The following is a 16,854-nucleotide window of genomic DNA, read 5'->3' on the forward strand; positions in this document are numbered from 1 at the left end:
TACCCTTGGGGGATCCGGGCGTCGGCCCGGAAGTTTCACGTGAAACAGACCCAAGCTCATGTGAATCAGACCCCGATCCGCGAAGACTGGATGAACGACGATGCATCGGTACAGGTCCCACACCTGCGGCGAGCTCCGCGCCTCTGACGTCGGCAGCGACGTCCGGCTGAGCGGCTGGCTGCACAATCGCCGAGACCTGGGTGGCATCCTCTTCATCGATCTGCGCGACCACTACGGCATCACGCAGCTCGTCGCCCGCCCCGGCACGCCCGCCTACGAGGCCCTCGACAAGGTCTCCAAGGAGTCGACGGTCCGCGTCGACGGCAAGGTCGTCTCGCGTGGCGCGGAGAACGTCAACCCGGACCTGCCCACCGGCGAGATCGAGGTCGAGGTGAGCGAGGTCGAGCTGCTCGGCGCCGCCGCCCCGCTGCCGTTCACGATCAACGCCGAGGACGGCGTCAACGAGGAGCGGCGCCTGGAGTACCGCTTCCTCGACCTGCGCCGCGAGCGCATGCACCGCAACATCCTGCTGCGTACGGCCGTGATCTCCGCGATCCGTCACAAGATGACGGCGCTGGGCTTCAACGAGATGGCGACCCCGATCCTCAGCGCCACCTCCCCCGAGGGCGCGCGCGACTTCGTGGTCCCCTCCCGTCTGAACCCGGGCAAGTTCTACGCCCTGCCGCAGGCGCCGCAGCAGTTCAAGCAGCTGCTGATGATCTCCGGCTTCGACCGCTACTTCCAGATCGCGCCCTGCTTCCGCGACGAGGACGCGCGCGCGGACCGCTCGCCGGGCGAGTTCTACCAGCTCGACGTGGAGATGTCCTTCGTCGAGCAGGAGGACGTCTTCCAGCCCATCGAGAAGCTGATGACGGAGCTGTTCGAGGAGTTCGGCGGTGGCCGTCACGTCACCTCCCCCTTCCCGCGCATCCCGTTCCGCGAGGCGATGCTGAAGTACGGCTCCGACAAGCCGGACCTGCGCGCCCAGCTGGAGCTGGTCGACATCACCGACATCTTCGAGGGCTCGGAGTTCAAGGCCTTCGCAGGCAAGCACGTACGCGCCCTGCCGGTGCCGGACGTCGCCGGTCAGACCCGGAAGTTCTTCGACGGCCTCGGCGACTACGCGGTCGAGCAGGGCGCGAAGGGCCTGGCCTGGGTCCGGGTGGGTGAGGACGGCTCGCTGACGGGCCCGATCGCCAAGTTCCTCACCGAGGACAACGTCGCCGAGCTGACCAAGCGCCTCTCCCTGGCCCCCGGCCACGCGGTGTTCTTCGGCGCGGGCGAGTTCGACGAGGTCTCGAAGATCATGGGCGCGGTGCGGGTCGAGGCCGCGAAGCGCTCGGGCAACTTCGAGGAGAACGTCTTCCGGTTCTGCTGGATCGTCGACTTCCCGATGTACGAGAAGGACGAGGACACCGGGAAGATCGACTTCTCGCACAACCCGTTCTCGATGCCGCAGGGCGGCCTGGAGGCCCTGGAGTCCCAGGACCCGCTGGACATCCTGGGCTGGCAGTACGACATCGTCTGCAACGGCGTCGAGCTGTCCTCCGGCGCGATCCGCAACCACGAGCCCGAGATCATGCTCAAGGCCTTCGAGATCGCGGGCTACGACCGTGAGACCGTCGAGGAGCAGTTCGCCGGCATGCTGCGTGCCTTCCGCTTCGGCGCCCCGCCGCACGGCGGTATCGCCCCGGGCGTCGACCGCATCGTCATGCTCCTCGCGGACGAGCCGAACATCCGCGAGACGATCGCGTTCCCGCTCAACGGCAACGCGCAGGACCTGATGATGGGCGCGCCGACGGAGCTGGACGAGACGCGGCTGCGCGAGCTGCACCTGTCGGTGCGAAAGCCGCAGCCGAAGTAGGTGCTGAAGTAAGCCCTGTTCGCCCGAGTGGCTCGGAACCGTCGTCGGTTCCGAGCCACTTTTGCATGGTCATGTAAACCACAGTCCTTACCCATGTGGTTCACAGGTGGTGTTCCTAGCGTGCCCGCCCATGACTGAGAAACAAGGACCGGCCGACAGTCGGAACATGACGAGGCGCAAGGTCGTCGTGGCAGGTGGAGCGGCCGTCGTGGCCGTGGGCGTGGGCGGCGGCCTTGCCGTGGACGCGTTCGCGGACGACGCGACCGCCGGCACTCCGTCCTCCTCCGGCACGGCATCGGAGGCGTGTTACACGCTGACCTCGGAGACCACCGAGGGCCCGTACTACATTGACGCGGACAAGATCCGCCAGGACATCACCGAGGACCTGCCGGGCATCCCGCTGACCCTCAAGCTCAAGGTGATCGACGCCGATACGTGCAGGCCCGTGAAGAACGCGGCGGTCGACATCTGGCACTGCAGTGCGGTGGGTGTCTACTCCGGCTACGAGGCGATGAGCAACGGAGGCGGTGGCGGCGGTACCCCGCCGTCCGGTACGCCTACCGGCGAGCCCCCGTCCGGCGGCCCCTCCGGCGGTCCGGGCGGTCCGGGCGGCGGCCATGCCGAGCCCACCGACGACAAGCGTTATCTGCGCGGCACCTGGAAGACCGACAGGCACGGTTACGTCACCTTCAAGACGGTTTTCCCGGGCTGGTACCAGGGCCGTGCCGTCCACATCCACACGAAGGTGCACGTGGACGGCACCTGGACCGACGCGGGCTACGAGGGCGGGCACACCTGCCACACGGGCCAGTTCTTCTTCGACGAGAAGTCGGTGCTGGCGTCGGCGGAGGTCTCCCCGTACTCCACCAACACCACCACGCGCACCACGCTCACCGAGGACACGATCTACCCCCAGAACGGCCACACGGGCGGCCTCCTGTACCTCAAGTACGACAGGAGGAACATCGCGAAGGGAGTCCGCGCCCACCTGACGATGGGCGTGGCCCCGGACGAGACGCACGACAGCACGGACACGCAGCCGAGCACGTCGGCGTCGCCTTCGGCGAGCTGACCCCACCAGCTCGCTCGACCCGGGCCCGGAACTCCGCTGGTTCCGGGCCCTTTGGGCCGTCGGCGCGGGAGGAGCGGGTCAGCCGAGCTTGAGCAGCAGTTCGGTGAGCTCGACCGGCATGGTGACCATGCAGTCGTGGCCGGTCGCCAGCTCCCACACCTGTGCCGGGGTGCCGTTGGGCTGTGTCGCGGGGACGGGCCGCCGGGCGAAGCCCTCCGGCTTGCCCACCGTGCAGTGGATGTGCGTCCGCGGGATCGTGTTCACGGCCGGGTTGTCCAGTCGGACCGGTTGTTGGAGGCAGCGCACCGGCTGATCGGACAGCATCGTGCGCAGCCAGACGACATCCGCCGGGTCGGTGACCCCGAACAGGCCCGAGGGCGGCGGCATCTCGGGCAGAGGCGGAACCCGCCAGCCGCTGTCGGACCGCACGGCGAGGTCGATCAGGGCCTCGGTCACGGGGAGGACGTCGGCCGCGCTCTCGCCGTCCTCGGGGACCATCGCGTCGAGGTAGACCAACCGCGCGATCCGGTCCGGGACCTGGTTGGCCGCGGACGAGATGACCAGCCCGGCGTAGCTGTGTCCCACGAGGACCACCTCGGTGAGGTCTTCCTCGACGATCAGATCGACGACGTCGTCGACGTGGGTGTCGAGCCCCACCTCGGGGCCGAGCAGATGCGACGTGTCGCCGTAGCCGGTCAGGGACGGCGCGATCACCCGATGTCCGGCCGACGCCAGCAACGGGACCACCCGCTCCCAGCACTCTCCGCTGTGCCAGGCACCGTGTACCAGCAGATACGTTGACATGGTTTCGCTCCTTGCGCGCCGTCGATACCGGTGGTGAGGTCGATGGCGGTGTGGTCGGGCTCGGTCGTGTCGAAGGCTGCCGCCGGGGTTTTGACCGAGCCAGGGCCCCCGCGATCCTGGGGGTGACAGGACCAGGCACGCGCGCGACGGCGCGAATTACAGTGGGGAGATGACCGACGCCCCCAACCTGTTGGGCGATTACGTGCGCGCCCGCCGTGAGCTCGTCACTCCCGAACAGGTCGGCATCCCCGTTTCGGGGGTACGGCGAGTGCCGGGTCTGCGCAGGGAAGAGGTCGCGATGCTCGCCGGCATCAGCGCCGACTACTACCTGCGCCTGGAGCAGGGCCGCGACCGCAACCCCTCCGTGCAGGTCCTCGAGTCCCTCGCCCGCGTGCTGCGGCTGGACGACGCCGCGACGGCGTACCTGCTGCGCCTCGGCGCCGACAAACCCCGACGGCACCGACGCCGACGCCGGAAGGAGACCGTTCCTGCGGGCATCGCCAAGCTCGTCGCCACGCTCCCGCTGCCCGCACTGGTCGAGGGCCGCTACTTCGACGTCCTCGCCGCCAACGCCCTGGCGACCGCTCTGTCACCGCGCCTCGTGGCGGGAGCCAACCGGCTGCGGTCCCTGTTCCTCGACCCCGCCGAGCAGGCCCTCCACCCGGACTGGGAGAGCGCGGCCGGGGGCATGGTCGCCGGCTTCCGCGAGTCCGTCGGCACGGACACCGACGATCCCCGATTCATCGAGCTCGTCGGCGAACTCTGCCTCGCCAGCCCCCGCTTCAGCCGGCTCTGGGCCCGCCACGACGTGGAGGCGTGCGAAGGCGCACCCAAGCACATCGACCACCCCCAGGTCGGTGGCCTGCAGTTGAACCGGGAGCGGCTGGGCATCGACGGAACGGCAGGCCAGACGCTTGTCGTCTACCACCCGGACCCCGGCACCGACAGCGCCGAAAAACTCCTCCTGCTCGCCTCCGCCGTACAGACACCGGCTGTCTCCTGACCGACGTCCGGGGGAGGTTCACCGTCGACGCACAGGCGGTTCGGCGGGGGCGCACAGTGGCTGGGCGTGTGATGGGGGAGGCGGGTGAGGTCACCTCGCGCCGTACCGGAACACCGCAAGCGCCGGAGGAAGCCATGGGAGTCGTGCTGGTCGCGATGTTGCTGATCGTCGGAGCGGTGGCGGCGGTCGCCTACCAGCGACGGCTGTCGCAGCCGTACGGCGCGGTGTCCGACCTGGACGCGGAGGCGGAGGCCCACCGCTGGGTGGAGCGACTCGGCGGGAGCCTGTCCACGCTCGACGCGCGGGACAACGCGGCGGCGACGCAGGCACTGACCGACGCCGCCGAGCGCCACCGGGCCGCGCAGGGGCAGTTGGTCACGGCTCGCTCCGGCGCGCAGTACGCGATGGCCTCGCAGACGGCCGTGGAGGGCCTGCACTACATCCGCGCCGCCCGCACCTCGCTGGGCCTCGACCCCGGCCCCGCCCTGCCCGACCTGGGCACGGGCGCGATCACCGCCCGGGACGGCCGCGTCACGGTCGACGGCCGGACCTACGCGGCCTCGCCCCGCCCCGGTGACGCGACGCCGTACTACTACCCCGGCGGGGTCGTGGGCGGCCGGCAGATGCCGGGCGGTTGGTACAGCGCCCCCTGGTGGAAGACGGCCCTCGTCGCCGGCGCGGCCGGAGCCGGCGGGGTGATCCTGGCCGACGCCCTCCTCGACGGCCTCCGCCGCCCGCACGGGGGCGGCCCGATGTTCTGAAGGTCGGGCTTCAGGTTTCTCTGAACGAAAGGCCGGCAACCTTTCCGATCTCCGCGGCCACTGATGAGTCAGAAGCACCGTTCAGCGGGGCTTCGCGCACCACAACACGTGCTCCACAACCACGTAAGGACTCATCCGTGGCATCCCCCTCGCACCGCAGGTCCCTCCGCAAGCGTCGCGTCGTCATCGTCTCCGCCGCCGCCGTCACGGCCGCGGGCCTCGGCGCTGTGGCGTTCGTGATGAACGCGAACGCGGGTACGGTCGACCTCGCGCACCAGGTGCTGCCCGCCAAGGACGGCTGGGCGGCATCCGGATCCGGGACGACCGGCGGCTCGCAGGCCGACTCCTCGCACGTCTACACCGTCAGCACCCGCGCCCAGCTCGTGAAGGCACTAGGCAAGGCCGACAACTCCACGCCGAAGATCATTCAGGTCAAGGGCGTCATCGACGCCAACACCGACGACTCGGGCAAGAAGCTGACCTGCGCCGACTACTCCGCCGGTACGGGGTATGCGAGGGCCGCCTATCTGAAGGCCTACGACCCGGCCACGTACAGCACCTCAAAGCTGCCCTCCGGCACGCAGGAGAAGGCCCGCGACGCCGCGCAGCAGAAGCAGGCGAAGAACATCGTCTTCAAGGTGCCCGCCAACACCACCATCGTGGGTGTGCCGGGCACCAAGGCCGGGATCACCGGCGGCAGTCTGCAGGTGCAGAGCGTCGACAACGTCATCATCCGCAATCTGACCTTCTCCGCCACCGAGGACTGCTTCCCGCAGTGGGACCCGACCGACGGCGACAGCGGTAACTGGAACTCCCAGTACGACGCCGTCACCCTGCGCGGGGCGACGCACGTGTGGGCCGACCACAACACCTTCACCGACGCGTCGCACTTCGACAGCGCCAACCCGAAGTACTACGGCCGCGAATACCAGATCCACGACGGTGACCTCGACATCACCAAGGGCTCGGACCTGGTGACCGTCGAGCGCAACCAGTTCACCAACCACGACAAGACCATGCTGATCGGCAGCAGCGACACCGACAGCGTCGGCAAGCTGCGCGTCTCCATCCACCACAACGTGTGGAAGGGGATCGTTCAGAGGGCTCCCCTGACCCGGATCGGGCAGGTGCACATCTACAACAACTACTTCGACACCACGACCGTCAACGGGTACGCGCCCCTCTACAGCATCAACTCCCGCGCCAAGGCCCAGGTCGTCGCCGAGGACAACTACTGGAAGGTCCCGACGAGCGGGAAGATCTCCAAGCTGCTCAGCGGCGACGGCACCGGCTCGATCGCCGGCGGCGGCAACCTCGTCAACGGCACCTCGACCGACCTCGTCGCCGCGTACAACGCCGCGAACTCGAAGAAGCTGAAGACGACGGTGAACTGGACGCCGACCCTGAACGCCGGGATCCAGTCCTCCGCGAAGAACCTGCCGACCGAGCTGGCCACCACCACCGGTGCGGTTCTGACCAACTAGGTCCGGACATGGAAAGGGCGCCTGGGGCGGGAAAACCCCCGGGCGCCCTTTCCGACTTCGAAGGCTCAGGACAGGGACTTGTAGCCGCCCCAGCCCGTGCCGATCTGCGTACGGCCGCCGAAGGAACCGGCGCCGTTTCCGTTCAGGCGCCAGAGCTTTCCGGCGGTGTCTCGGGCCACGAGGTCGGCCTTGCCGTCGCGGTTCAGGTCGCCGATGCCGACGACCGTGTCGTACGTGGAGCCCCAGTTGGTGAACAGCTTCACCCGGGCAGCGAAGGTGCCGTTGCCCTTACCGGCGTACCGGTAGAGGGTGTTGGACTTGTCCTGGGCGAGCAGGTCGCCGATGCCGTCGCCGTTGAGGTCGCCGACGCCGACGATCTTCTTGTAGCCCTTCCAGTTGTCGTAGAGCTTCACGCGGGAGGACAGCTTCCCCGTGCTCGTGCCCTTGTAGAGGTAGACCGCGCCGGTGGAGGAGTTGCGGGTGACCAGGTCCGGGCGGCCGTCACCGCTGATGTCGCCGGGCGAGGTGAGGACGTCGTACTGCGTCCAGCCGCTCGTCGCGAGCGTGGTGTACGACGACGACGGCTTGAGCGCGCTGCCGCAGCCCGGCTTGTAGAGGCGCAGCGCCCCGCTGCTGTAGCGGACGAGGACGTCGTTGCAGCGGTCGCCGCTGAGGTCGCCGAACGGGACCGCCTTGATGGAGGTGGCCCAGCCGGTGCCGGTCGTCTTCTCGGAGAACTTGCCGTTGCCCACGCCGTGTTGGTAGCTCAGACCGCCGGAGGAGTTGAGGGTGAGGAGATCGCCGACGCCGTCCGGTTCGCCCTCGATGCTGTTGAAGTCGTGGCGTACCGCCGCGCCGCCGAACACTATTCCCGTGCCGGTGGTCACCGTGGCCGCCGTCGCGCTGCCGAGGCCGGTCGCCTTGAGGGTCCACTTGAAGGGGCCGTTGGGGAAGTAGGTCCCGTTCGTCGCCTTCCCGTTCCAGGTCGGCGAGAGCCAGGCGGTGGCGGCGCCGCCGGTGAGTGTGCGGCCCGCCTTGCCGGTCTCGCCGCTCTGGACCGAGGTGAAGGCCAGCGACCAGGAGGTGACGGGGCGGGACAGCAGCCAGTAGCCGTTCCACGTCCTGGAGTCGGTGTCCGAGGACTTGGACCAGATGAGGTCGTCGGCCGCGCCGTCGTAGACGGTCGGGGCGGACGGGGTCACCCCGGTCGTCGCGACATGCGTCCGCTCGTACGTGTCGAACCAGGCGACCAGGCCCGTGTACTCGTCCACCGTCCACCGGTAGCGGCGGTCGGTGGCCAGGCCGGAGTCCGGGAGCCCGGAGGCGATGGCACGGGTGGCGCCGGTGGCCGCGTCGGTCAGGACGAGCTCGTCCGTCGTGTGGTCGTGGCGGACGGTGAATCCGTCGCCGAGCAGGACGTCACCGGGGGTCACGGGCACGGACGTACCGGCCTTGGTGTCGTACACACCCGCCGAGTCCCCGCAGGACCAGTACACCCAGCGGCCCGCCGTCTGGAGTTCGGTCGGGACGCAGCCCGCGCCCGCGATGGTGACCGTGGAGAGGGTCTTCTGCTCGGTCAGGCTGTACGAGGTGAGCTTGCCGGCGGTGGAGGCGGCGCTCCAGAGGGTGGAGCCGTTCAGCGCCGCGGCCCGGATCGTGCGCTTCAGCTGCTGCCCGTAACCGAACCGGCCGACGTACTGCATGGGCGTGGTGCCGCCGGAGTCGTAGACCGCGTAGCCGTCCGAGACGTCGACGATCCTGCCGCCCTGGGTCCCGAACTCCAGCGTGTAGTTCGACGTGGCGTCTCCGATGGCGACCAGCTTGTCCGCGTTCGGGAGGCCGGTGCCGCCGTCGTTGACGTCGTCGAACGTCATGAGGTAGACGTCCTCGGGCCTGCCCCCGCGGTTGCCCCACATCGCCGAGCAGGTGGTGCCGGCGTACGGGCACGCGGGTCGGACCGAGTCGCCCGCCGTGGCGGCGGAGGCCGTCAGGCCGGCGGCGCCGTCCGTGGTGAGGGTCCGGATCGACGTGGTGTCGGAGGTGGAGGAGGGGCTCTCCTCGGCCACGCGCAGACTGCCCCGGCTGAGCGCGAGCCCCGTCTTCGCGTTCTCCGCCGCCGGGATCTCCCGCACCTTCGTCAGCTCCGGGGAGCCGTCGGCGGCCTGGCCGACGCGCTGCACCCACCAGTCGGCGGCGCCGGTGCCGCCGGTGACGAGGGCGTCGTCGCCGGACGCGTGGATCGCGTACGCGCCGGAGGCTCCCAGCAGGGTCCGCGAGGAGCCGTCGGTGAGCGAGACCGCGGTGATCGCCGTGCCGGTGTTCGTGTCCGTGGGCAGCAGCAGCCAGTCGCCGACCAGGACCGGGTCGCCGTCGAGGGCACCGAAGTTCGGCAGGTCGACGACCTGTTCCTCGGCGGCGGCCGGGTCGGTGCGGGACTTGAGGTGGAGGTCGCCGGTGCCGGGCTCGTACCAGCCGAAGCGGTCCGCGCTCTGTACGTACGACGAGTTGGCGGTGACGTCGCTGAAGGCCCGGGTGCCGACGGCCGAGTCGACGTCGATGTAGTACAGGGCGGTGCCGCTCTCGACCAGTACGCCGTCGGAGTCGGCGGCCACGACCGCCTGGTCCTGGACGGTCAACCAGTCGCCGGTCACGAAGCGTTCGCGCCGCTCGCCGGCCACGGAGTCGATCAGGGTGCGGCCGGTGACGACGGTGTCACCGGCCAGTGCCCGGTAGTAGTAGTCCGAGGTGACGGTCGACGTCCTGTGCGTCGCCGGGTCCCAGAGGGTGACGGACTTGCTGGTCAGGGACGTCGGCAGGGCGACCAGGTCGCCGTCCGAGCCGTACCAGGCCGTCCGGCACAGCGAGCCGAGGTAGGTGCAGCCCGCGCCGGGCGTGTAGACGCCGTTCGCGTTCTCGACGGTGACGGTGGAGCCGTCGTCGTAGTCCGTCCACAGCAGGCCGTCGACCCCGCTCTGCCGGTGCAGGAAGCCGGTGGGGCCCGCGGTGAGCGGCCGGTCGACGCGCGGGGTGTCCGTGTTCGGGTCGACGAGCGTGATCTCCTTGGTGCCCGCGCCCGCCACGGGCGCCGCCTGGGCGGTCGCGCCGCCCGGCCCCTGCGCGAGCACGGTGACCGCCGTGGCCGTGACGGCGACGGCGAGTGTGGAGACGGCAGCGGCAAGACCGCCCCGTCTCAGGGCGTGTCTGCCCACGTGAGTTTCCCTCCCCGCGAGGGTCCCCACCCTCGCCAAGTGGCCGGATGCTACCAGCGGGTTTGGCTTTTGTTCAAGAAAAGGCAAAGGGCGGGGAAGGGGGGCGCCGCGCGGCTCAGGTGTCGTACTGGCCGTTCCACGGCTCGGCGAACGCGAGACGGTCCGGGTAGAGCTCGGCCCAGGCCTCCTCCTCGTCCTCCCTGATCACCAGGCCGAACAGGACGCCGTCGACAGTGCGTTGGAAGGGGCGGATCGCGATGTTCGTGTAGGAGCGGCGGGGCAGGCTCCGCAGGAGTTTCGCCAGATGGGCCCTGGCGCGGGAGAGCACCGAGTCCGGTCCGTCCGGCGCCCGTTGCTGTTCGGCCCAGGTGCCCGCGCACCAGATCTCCGAGTCGCGGTAGCGGCCCTCGGCGTCGAAGGTGTGCAGCACCGTGTAGAGGCGTTTGTGCTGTTCCCAGCCATCGTCGGGACGGTAGCCCTCGGGGAAGGCGTAGGTGATCGACGCCAGGAACTGGCCGTCCGCGTAGCGACCGATGCTCTCGGTGCGGGACTTCGGCTCGTAGGCGATCGGGATGACCGGAGGGACTGCCATGGCGAAACCATACGGGTGGTCAAGAGCATGTCACCAGCGGGGTCGGTTTCCGGCCGAAGGGTGAGACGGACGGCGGGAAAAGGGAGGGGCCCGGCACCGCTTCGGTGCCGGGCCCCTCCCTACGCCGTCACTACTCCGGTGCGCCGCCGAAGCGCTCCTTGTACGACTCCAGGTCCTCGTCCGTGATCTTGGCGAACAGGACCGGGGGAACCGTGAAGGGGGTGCCCGCGGGGACGGAGGACAGGGACCTCGCCTCGTCCGCCGAAACCCACGCCGCCGTGTCGTCCGTCAGCGCGAACGCCGAGCGCATCGCGCGGGAGGACGCGGGGATGAAGGGCTCCGAGACCACCGAGTAGAGGTGGATCAGGTTCATCGCCGTGCGCAGGGTCAGGGCCGCGCCGTCGGGGTCGGTCTTGATCTCCAGCCAGGGGGCCTTCTCCTCCAGGTAGGAGTTGCCCGCCGACCACAGGGCGCGCAGCGCCGCCGCGGCCTTGCGGAACTGGAGGGCCTCCATCTGGGTCTCGTACTCGGCCAGCAGGCCCGCGATCTCCTCGCCGAGCTTCGCCTCCGCCTCGCCCGCCGCGGTGCCCGCCGGGACCTCCTCGCCGAAGCGCTTCTTGGAGAAGGACAGGACGCGGTTGACGAAGTTGCCGAGGGTGTCGGCCAGGTCCTTGTTCACCGTGGCGGTGAAGTGCTCCCAGGTGAAGGACGAGTCGTCCGACTCGGGGGCGTTGGCGATCAGGAAGTAACGCCAGTAGTCCGCGGGCAGGATGTCCAGGGCGTGGTCGGTGAAGACACCGCGCTTCTGGGACGTGGAGAACTTCCCGCCGTAGTACGTCAGCCAGTTGAAGGCCTTGACGTAGTCGACCTTCTTCCACGGCTCGCGCACGCCCAGCTCGGTGGCCGGGAACATGACGGTGTGGAAGGGGACGTTGTCCTTCGCCATGAACTCCGTGTAGCGGACCGGGTTCTCGCCGGAGTCCGCCTCGTACCACCAGGACTTCCAGTCGCGGTTCTCCGGGTCCTGGTCCGCCCACTCCTTCGTCGCCCCGATGTACTCGATCGGCGCGTCGAACCAGACGTAGAAGACCTTGCCCTCCGCCGCCAGCTCCGGCCAGGTGTCGGCCGGGACGGGGACGCCCCAGTCCAGGTCGCGGGTGATCGCCCGGTCGTGCAGGCCCTCCGTCAGCCACTTGCGGGCGATGGAGGAGGCGAGCTGCGGCCACTCGTGCTCGTGGCGCGCCACCCACTCCGAGACCTCGCTCTGGAGCTTCGACTGGAGGAGGAAGAGGTGCTTGGTCTCGCGGACCTCCAGGTCCGTCGAGCCGGAGATCGCGCTGCGCGGGTTGATCAGGTCGGTCGGGTCCAGCACGCGGGTGCAGTTCTCGCACTGGTCGCCGCGGGCCTTGTCGTAGCCGCAGTGCGGGCAGGTGCCCTCCACATAGCGGTCCGGGAGGAAGCGGCCGTCCGCCGGGGAGTACACCTGGCGGATCGCGCGCTCCTCGATGAAGCCGTTCTCGTTCAGGCGGCGCGCGAAGTGCTGCGTGATCTCGCGGTTCTGCGGGCTGGAGCTGCGGCCGAAGTAGTCGAAGGCCAGCTCGAAGCCGTCGTACACCGCCTTCTGCGCGTCGTGCGCCTGCGCGCAGAACTCGTCGACCGGCAGGCCCTGCTCCTTGGCCGCCAGCTCGGCCGGGGTGCCGTGCTCGTCCGTCGCGCAGATGTAGAGGACGTCGTGGCCGCGCTGGCGGAGGTACCGGGAGTACACGTCCGCCGGGAGCATGGACCCCACCATGTTGCCCAGGTGCTTGATCCCGTTGATGTACGGAAGGGCGCTGGTGATGAGGTGTCGAGCCATCGCGGCTGCTCCCAAGTCGTTACGTGTCGTTACGTGGGGTGACGATCGTCGGTTCTGGTCGTACCGTCGGTCGTCTTGCGAACCTTGAAATCGTAGCCGACATGGGTGGGCCGCCCGTTTCCCTTTTCAAGGGGTGGGAAACGGGCGGCCTCCGGTTGTTCTTGTTGGGCCTACGGGGTGCTACGGGCGCCAGTTCTCCAGTACGCCCTCGTAGACCTCCGCGTCGGTCAGCTCGCGCGGGGTCGGGCCCGCGTGGAAGAAGGCCGTGTTGTCGGTCTTCAGCTTGCGGAGGTAGTCGAAGGCCTTGTTGTCGTGCTCACCGAACGCGACGAACGAGAAGAACACGGTGGGGTGGTCCTTCGCCGCGTCCGTGAGGGACTGGGTCGCGGGGGTCTTGGCGTCCGGGGCGCCGTCCGTCTGGAAGATCACCAGGGCCGGGTCGGTGGTGCCGGACTTCTGGTGGTGCGTGACGACTTCTTCCACCGCGATGTGGTAGCTCGTACGGCCCATGCGGCCGAGGCCGGCGTGGAGGTCGTCGATCTTGTTCTCGTGCTCGGAGAGGGTGAGCTCGCCGGTGCCGTCCAGTTCGGTGGAGAAGAAGACGACCTGGACCTTGGCCTCGGGGTCGAGGTGGGCGGCGAGGGCGAGGGCCTGCTCGCCGAGGGCCTGGGCGGAGCCGTCCTTGTAGTACGCGCGCATGGACGCGGAGCGGTCGAGGACGAGGTAGACCTTGGCCCGGGTGCCGGTGAGGTCCCTCTTCGCGAGGGCCGTTCCTGCTTCCTGGTAGGCGGTGGCGAGGTCGGGGGCGTGGGTCTTCACGTGGGTGAGGGGGGTGGCGGGGGCGCCGGTCGTTCCGGCCTCGGCTTCGCCTTCGGCCGGGTCTTCTTCCCCACCCGCACCACCCGTGACGCTCTCGTCGTCGGCTGCGGGTGGCCCTGCCGGGGGCTGATCGCCGTCGGCGGCGACGGGCTCGTCCACCGAGGCTGCGACCGGTTCGGTGACCGGTTCCGCGACCGGTTCGATGACCGCTTCCGTGGTCGGTTCGGCGGGGGTGATCTCGGCGGTGACCGGGGCGGGGGTTTCCTTGGCGACCGGCTCGGAGGGCTCCTCCGCGGCGGACTCGGGAGCCTCTTCGGCCACGGGCTCGGAGGCCTCCGCGGCGACCGGTTCCGGGGTCTCCTCGGCGGCGGGCGCGGGGGCTTCTTCGATGACGGGTTCCGGCTCGGGCTCGGAGACCTCTTCGGCCACGGGCTCGGGCGCCTCTTCGACCACGGGCTCGGGCTCCGGGGCGGACACCTCGGGGGTTTCGGCGACCGGCTCCGATTCGACGACGGGCTCCGGCTCGGGCGCGGGCGCCTCCACCACGGCCTCGGCCTCTACCTCGACCTCAGGCTCGGCCTCGGGCTCCGCCGCGACCTCGGTCTCGGCCTCGGCCGTGCTCATCGGCTCGGGATCCGGAGCCGGAGACGGAATCGAAACGGAAGCGGAAGCGGAAGTAGAAGCGGAAGCGGCTGTCGGAGTCGGCTCCGTCTCGGCCTTCTCCTCCGTCTCCTCCGTCTCCTCCGTCGCCTTCGTTTCCTCGGTCGCCTTCTCCTCAAGCACCGGCTCCGCCGGCTTGGGGACCGTGACGTTGTCGAAGGCCGCCGACACCAGCTCGTCCACCACGGACGGCTCCGACGAAGGTGCGGGGATCTTTGGCTCGGCCTCCTGAGCAGGAGCCGGCGTGGGCTCCGGCTCGGTGGCAGGGGCCGGGACCGTGGGGGCCGTAGCCTCCGTCGGCGAGGTCTCCGCGTCGGCGTCACGCCCCTGGCGTGAGCGGCCGAACGCGTTCCGCAGGAGAGTGAGAATGCCCATGTGCGCAACCCTTCGCATGAGTTGAAGCCGTCAATCCCTGGCCAGGACGGACACGTAAGGTTAGCGGCCGTCTCCGGCGATCTTGGGCAGGGTCGGGTACCGACAGGTAGCGGTGTCAAGAGCGTTATCAAGACCCCTGCGAGAGCGGGAGGTTCACACTCTGTTCACCCGGCCGCAGGGTGCTTGCACCCGCACCCCCCTAGCGTCACGCTTACACCAAGGATTCGTATGGGGAGAGTAAAGTGCGCAGACTGCTGCCGTTGATCGGAACGCCCGGTTCGCATCCCGGCGGGCGATCCGCCCTGACCTGTCGGTTCCGCTGTGGTGACGCCTGCTTCCACGAGGTGCCCAACACCAGCGACAACGCGTACGTCGGTGATGTCATCGCCGGTGCGATCGGTCGCCGTTCGATGATGCGGGCCGCGGCCGTCGTCACGGTCGCCACGGCGACGGGTGCGGCGGTCGTCGGTACCGGCGCCCAGGACGCGCAGGCCGCTCAGGGGGTGGAAGGGAGTGTCGCGGCCCGTACCGGGCACACGGTCGACAAGGCCGCGCGCGGGCTCCGGTTCAGCCCCGTCGCGCCGAACACCGCCGACGCCGTCACCGTCCCCGGTGGATATGGCCAGAATGTCGTCATCCGTTGGGGTGAGCCCATCCTGCGCGGCGCTCCCTCCTTCGACCCGGAGCACCAGACCGCCAAGGCCCAGGCCGGCCAGTTCGGTTACAACAACGACTTCCTCGCTCTCCTCCCGCTGCCCGGTGAGCGCGGTCGGCAGCTGCTCGTGGCGAACCACGAGTACACCGACGAGGTGCTGATGTTCCGCGGGTACGACCCCGCGAACCCCACCCGTGAGCAGGTCGAGGTGGCGTGGGCCGCCCACGGTCTGTCCGCCGTCGTGGTCGAGGAGGACCGCAGGACCGGCAGGCTCACCGCCGTCACCCGGCACGCCCTCAACCGTCGTGTCACCGCCACCACCGAGTTCCGGCTCACCGGCCCCGCCGCCGGGTCCGACCTGCTCAAGACCTCCGCGGACCCGACCGGCCGCAAGGTGCTCGGCACGCTCAACAACTGCTCCGGCGGCACCACCCCCTGGGGCACCACGCTGCACGGCGAGGAGAACTTCAACCAGTACTTCGCCAACGCGAGCCGTGACACCGACAAGCGGTACGGGCTCGGTACCGGCGCGACCGAGCGCAAGTGGGAGCGGTTCGACAAGCGGTTCGACGTGGCGCAGGAGCCCAACGAGTCGCACCGCTTCGGATACGTCGTCGAGTTCGACCCGTACGACCCTTCCTCCACGCCCCGCAAGCACACCGCGCTGGGCCGCTTCAAGCACGAGGCCGCGACCGTGCGGCTGACGGACGACGGGCGGCCCGTCGTCTACACCGGCGACGACGAGCGTTTCGACTACTTCTACAAGTTCGTCGGCAGCAAGCGGATGCGGCACGGTTCCTCGCGCTCCGTCCGGGAGCACAACCTCTCCCTCCTCGACGAGGGGACGCTCTACGTGGCCCGGCTGACCGGCGACTCCCCCGCCGCCGACATCGACGGGAGCGGGAAGCTTCCGGCGGACGGGGAGTTCGACGGCAGCGGTGAGTGGATTCCGCTGGCCACCGCGACCGCCCGCGGGGCCGTCTCGCACGTGGACGGGATGACGGCCGAGGAGGTCCTCGTCTTCACGCGGCTCGCCGGTGACAAGGTCGGCGCCACCAAGATGGACCGGCCCGAGGACATCCAGCCCTCCCCGCACACCGGCAAGGTCTATGTCGTTCTGACCAACAACACCAACCGTGGCAAGGCAGGGTCCGCGGGCGCCGACGAGGCCAATCCGCGCAACGCCAACAAGCACGGGCACATCCTGGAGCTGACCGAGCGCCGAGGCCGCGCCGAGGCGACCACCTTCGGCTGGTCGCTGTTCCTCGTCGCGGGCGACCCGGCCGACCCCGCGACCTACTTCGCCGGCTTCCCGAAGGACAGGGTCAGCCCGATCTCCTGCCCGGACAACGTGGCCTTCGACCCGCACGGCAACCTGTGGATCTCCACGGACGGCAACCAGCTCGGCTCGCACGACGGCCTGCTGGGCGTGGCGACGAAGGGCGAGCGGCGCGGTGAGCTGAAGCAGTTCCTGACGGTGCCGACCGGCGCGGAGACCTGCGGGCCGATCATCCAGGACCGGCGGGTACTCGTCGCGGTCCAGCACCCGGGCGAGATCGACGGCGCGTCGGTGGAGAAACCGGCGAGCAACTGGCCCGACGGACCCGGGAAGATCGTGCGCCCGGCGGTCGTCTCGGTGTGGCGCACGGACGGCTGCGACATCGGGGTCTGAGGCCGCGGAAGTCGTCGCGAAAGCCGCGT

11 protein-coding genes are annotated in these 16,854 nt (G+C 69.6%); 6 read left to right on the top strand and 5 right to left on the bottom strand.

Features of this window, described 5'->3' with window-relative positions; translation table 11 throughout:
• Positions 1–100 precede the first annotated feature (100 nt).
• Both aspS and KVT44_RS29710 read left to right on the top strand, forming a co-directional pair.
• Positions 101–1,864 carry an aspartate--tRNA ligase gene (gene aspS, locus KVT44_RS29705; protein ID WP_099921637.1) on the top strand — a complete coding sequence of 588 codons (1,764 nt, stop codon included), beginning with the start codon at positions 101–103 and terminating at the stop codon, positions 1,862–1,864.
• Between the two features lie 166 nt (positions 1,865–2,030).
• Complete coding sequence (locus KVT44_RS29710; protein ID WP_254650049.1) at positions 2,031–2,936, top strand: intradiol ring-cleavage dioxygenase; 906 nt, start codon at positions 2,031–2,033, stop codon at positions 2,934–2,936.
• A 78-nt stretch (positions 2,937–3,014) separates the two neighbouring features.
• Here the strand turns inward: KVT44_RS29710 and KVT44_RS29715 are convergent, their stop codons facing one another.
• A complete protein-coding gene (locus KVT44_RS29715; protein WP_217569924.1) occupies positions 3,015–3,740 on the bottom strand; it encodes an alpha/beta fold hydrolase in 726 nt (241 codons plus the stop codon).
• A gap of 169 nt (positions 3,741–3,909) precedes the next feature.
• Between KVT44_RS29715 and KVT44_RS29720 the strand changes: the two genes are divergently transcribed.
• From KVT44_RS29720 to KVT44_RS29730, 3 genes are all read left to right on the top strand, one after another.
• Positions 3,910–4,743, top strand: a complete 834-nt coding sequence (locus KVT44_RS29720) for a helix-turn-helix domain-containing protein (RefSeq protein WP_190172662.1) — start codon at positions 3,910–3,912, stop codon at positions 4,741–4,743.
• A gap of 134 nt (positions 4,744–4,877) precedes the next feature.
• Entirely contained in the window at positions 4,878–5,504 is a 627-nt protein-coding gene (locus KVT44_RS29725) for a hypothetical protein (RefSeq protein WP_217569926.1), read from the top strand.
• 137 nt (positions 5,505–5,641) lie between these two features.
• The gene (locus KVT44_RS29730; RefSeq protein WP_217569928.1) at positions 5,642–6,988 is read left to right on the top strand and encodes a polysaccharide lyase family 1 protein; all 1,347 of its coding nucleotides are present in this window, start codon (positions 5,642–5,644) and stop codon (positions 6,986–6,988) included.
• Between the two features lie 65 nt (positions 6,989–7,053).
• Here the strand turns inward: KVT44_RS29730 and KVT44_RS60635 are convergent, their stop codons facing one another.
• From KVT44_RS60635 to KVT44_RS29750, 4 genes are all read right to left on the bottom strand, one after another.
• Positions 7,054–10,197 carry a VCBS repeat-containing protein gene (locus tag KVT44_RS60635; RefSeq protein WP_217569930.1) on the bottom strand — a complete coding sequence of 1,048 codons (3,144 nt, stop codon included), beginning with the start codon at positions 10,195–10,197 and terminating at the stop codon, positions 7,054–7,056.
• A gap of 115 nt (positions 10,198–10,312) precedes the next feature.
• Positions 10,313–10,789, bottom strand: coding sequence for a hypothetical protein (locus tag KVT44_RS29740; protein WP_217569931.1), 477 nt, complete (start codon positions 10,787–10,789; stop codon positions 10,313–10,315).
• Between the two features lie 130 nt (positions 10,790–10,919).
• Positions 10,920–12,644: a methionine--tRNA ligase gene (gene metG / locus KVT44_RS29745; RefSeq protein WP_099921629.1), complete on the bottom strand. Its 1,725-nt coding sequence runs from the start codon at positions 12,642–12,644 to the stop codon at positions 10,920–10,922.
• Positions 12,645–12,824: 180 nt separating this feature from the next.
• The gene (locus tag KVT44_RS29750) at positions 12,825–14,498 is read right to left on the bottom strand and encodes a VWA domain-containing protein (protein ID WP_217569932.1); all 1,674 of its coding nucleotides are present in this window, start codon (positions 14,496–14,498) and stop codon (positions 12,825–12,827) included.
• Positions 14,499–14,740: 242 nt separating this feature from the next.
• On the opposite strand from KVT44_RS29750, the gene KVT44_RS29755 reads away from it, so the two are divergent.
• A complete protein-coding gene (locus KVT44_RS29755) occupies positions 14,741–16,825 on the top strand; it encodes a PhoX family phosphatase (RefSeq protein ID WP_217569933.1) in 2,085 nt (694 codons plus the stop codon).
• Positions 16,826–16,854 lie beyond the last annotated feature (29 nt).

The organism is Streptomyces sp. GbtcB7 (assembly GCF_019091445.1).
GTDB lineage: Bacteria > Actinomycetota > Actinomycetes > Streptomycetales > Streptomycetaceae > Streptomyces > Streptomyces mirabilis.

Bases quoted from the DNA above. Each gene is read 5' to 3' on its own strand.
- KVT44_RS29715 (WP_217569924.1), bottom strand. From the start codon at position 3,740: ATGTCAACGTATCTGCTGGTACACGGTGCCTGGCACAGCGGAGAGTGC.
- metG (WP_099921629.1), bottom strand. From the start codon at position 12,644: ATGGCTCGACACCTCATCACCAGCGCCCTTCCGTACATCAACGGGATC.
- KVT44_RS29740 (WP_217569931.1), bottom strand. From the start codon at position 10,789: ATGGCAGTCCCTCCGGTCATCCCGATCGCCTACGAGCCGAAGTCCCGC.
- aspS (WP_099921637.1), top strand. From the start codon at position 101: ATGCATCGGTACAGGTCCCACACCTGCGGCGAGCTCCGCGCCTCTGAC.
- KVT44_RS29725 (WP_217569926.1), top strand. From the start codon at position 4,878: ATGGGAGTCGTGCTGGTCGCGATGTTGCTGATCGTCGGAGCGGTGGCG.
- KVT44_RS29710 (WP_254650049.1), top strand. From the start codon at position 2,031: ATGACGAGGCGCAAGGTCGTCGTGGCAGGTGGAGCGGCCGTCGTGGCC.
- KVT44_RS29720 (WP_190172662.1), top strand. From the start codon at position 3,910: ATGACCGACGCCCCCAACCTGTTGGGCGATTACGTGCGCGCCCGCCGT.
- KVT44_RS29750 (WP_217569932.1), bottom strand. From the start codon at position 14,498: ATGGGCATTCTCACTCTCCTGCGGAACGCGTTCGGCCGCTCACGCCAG.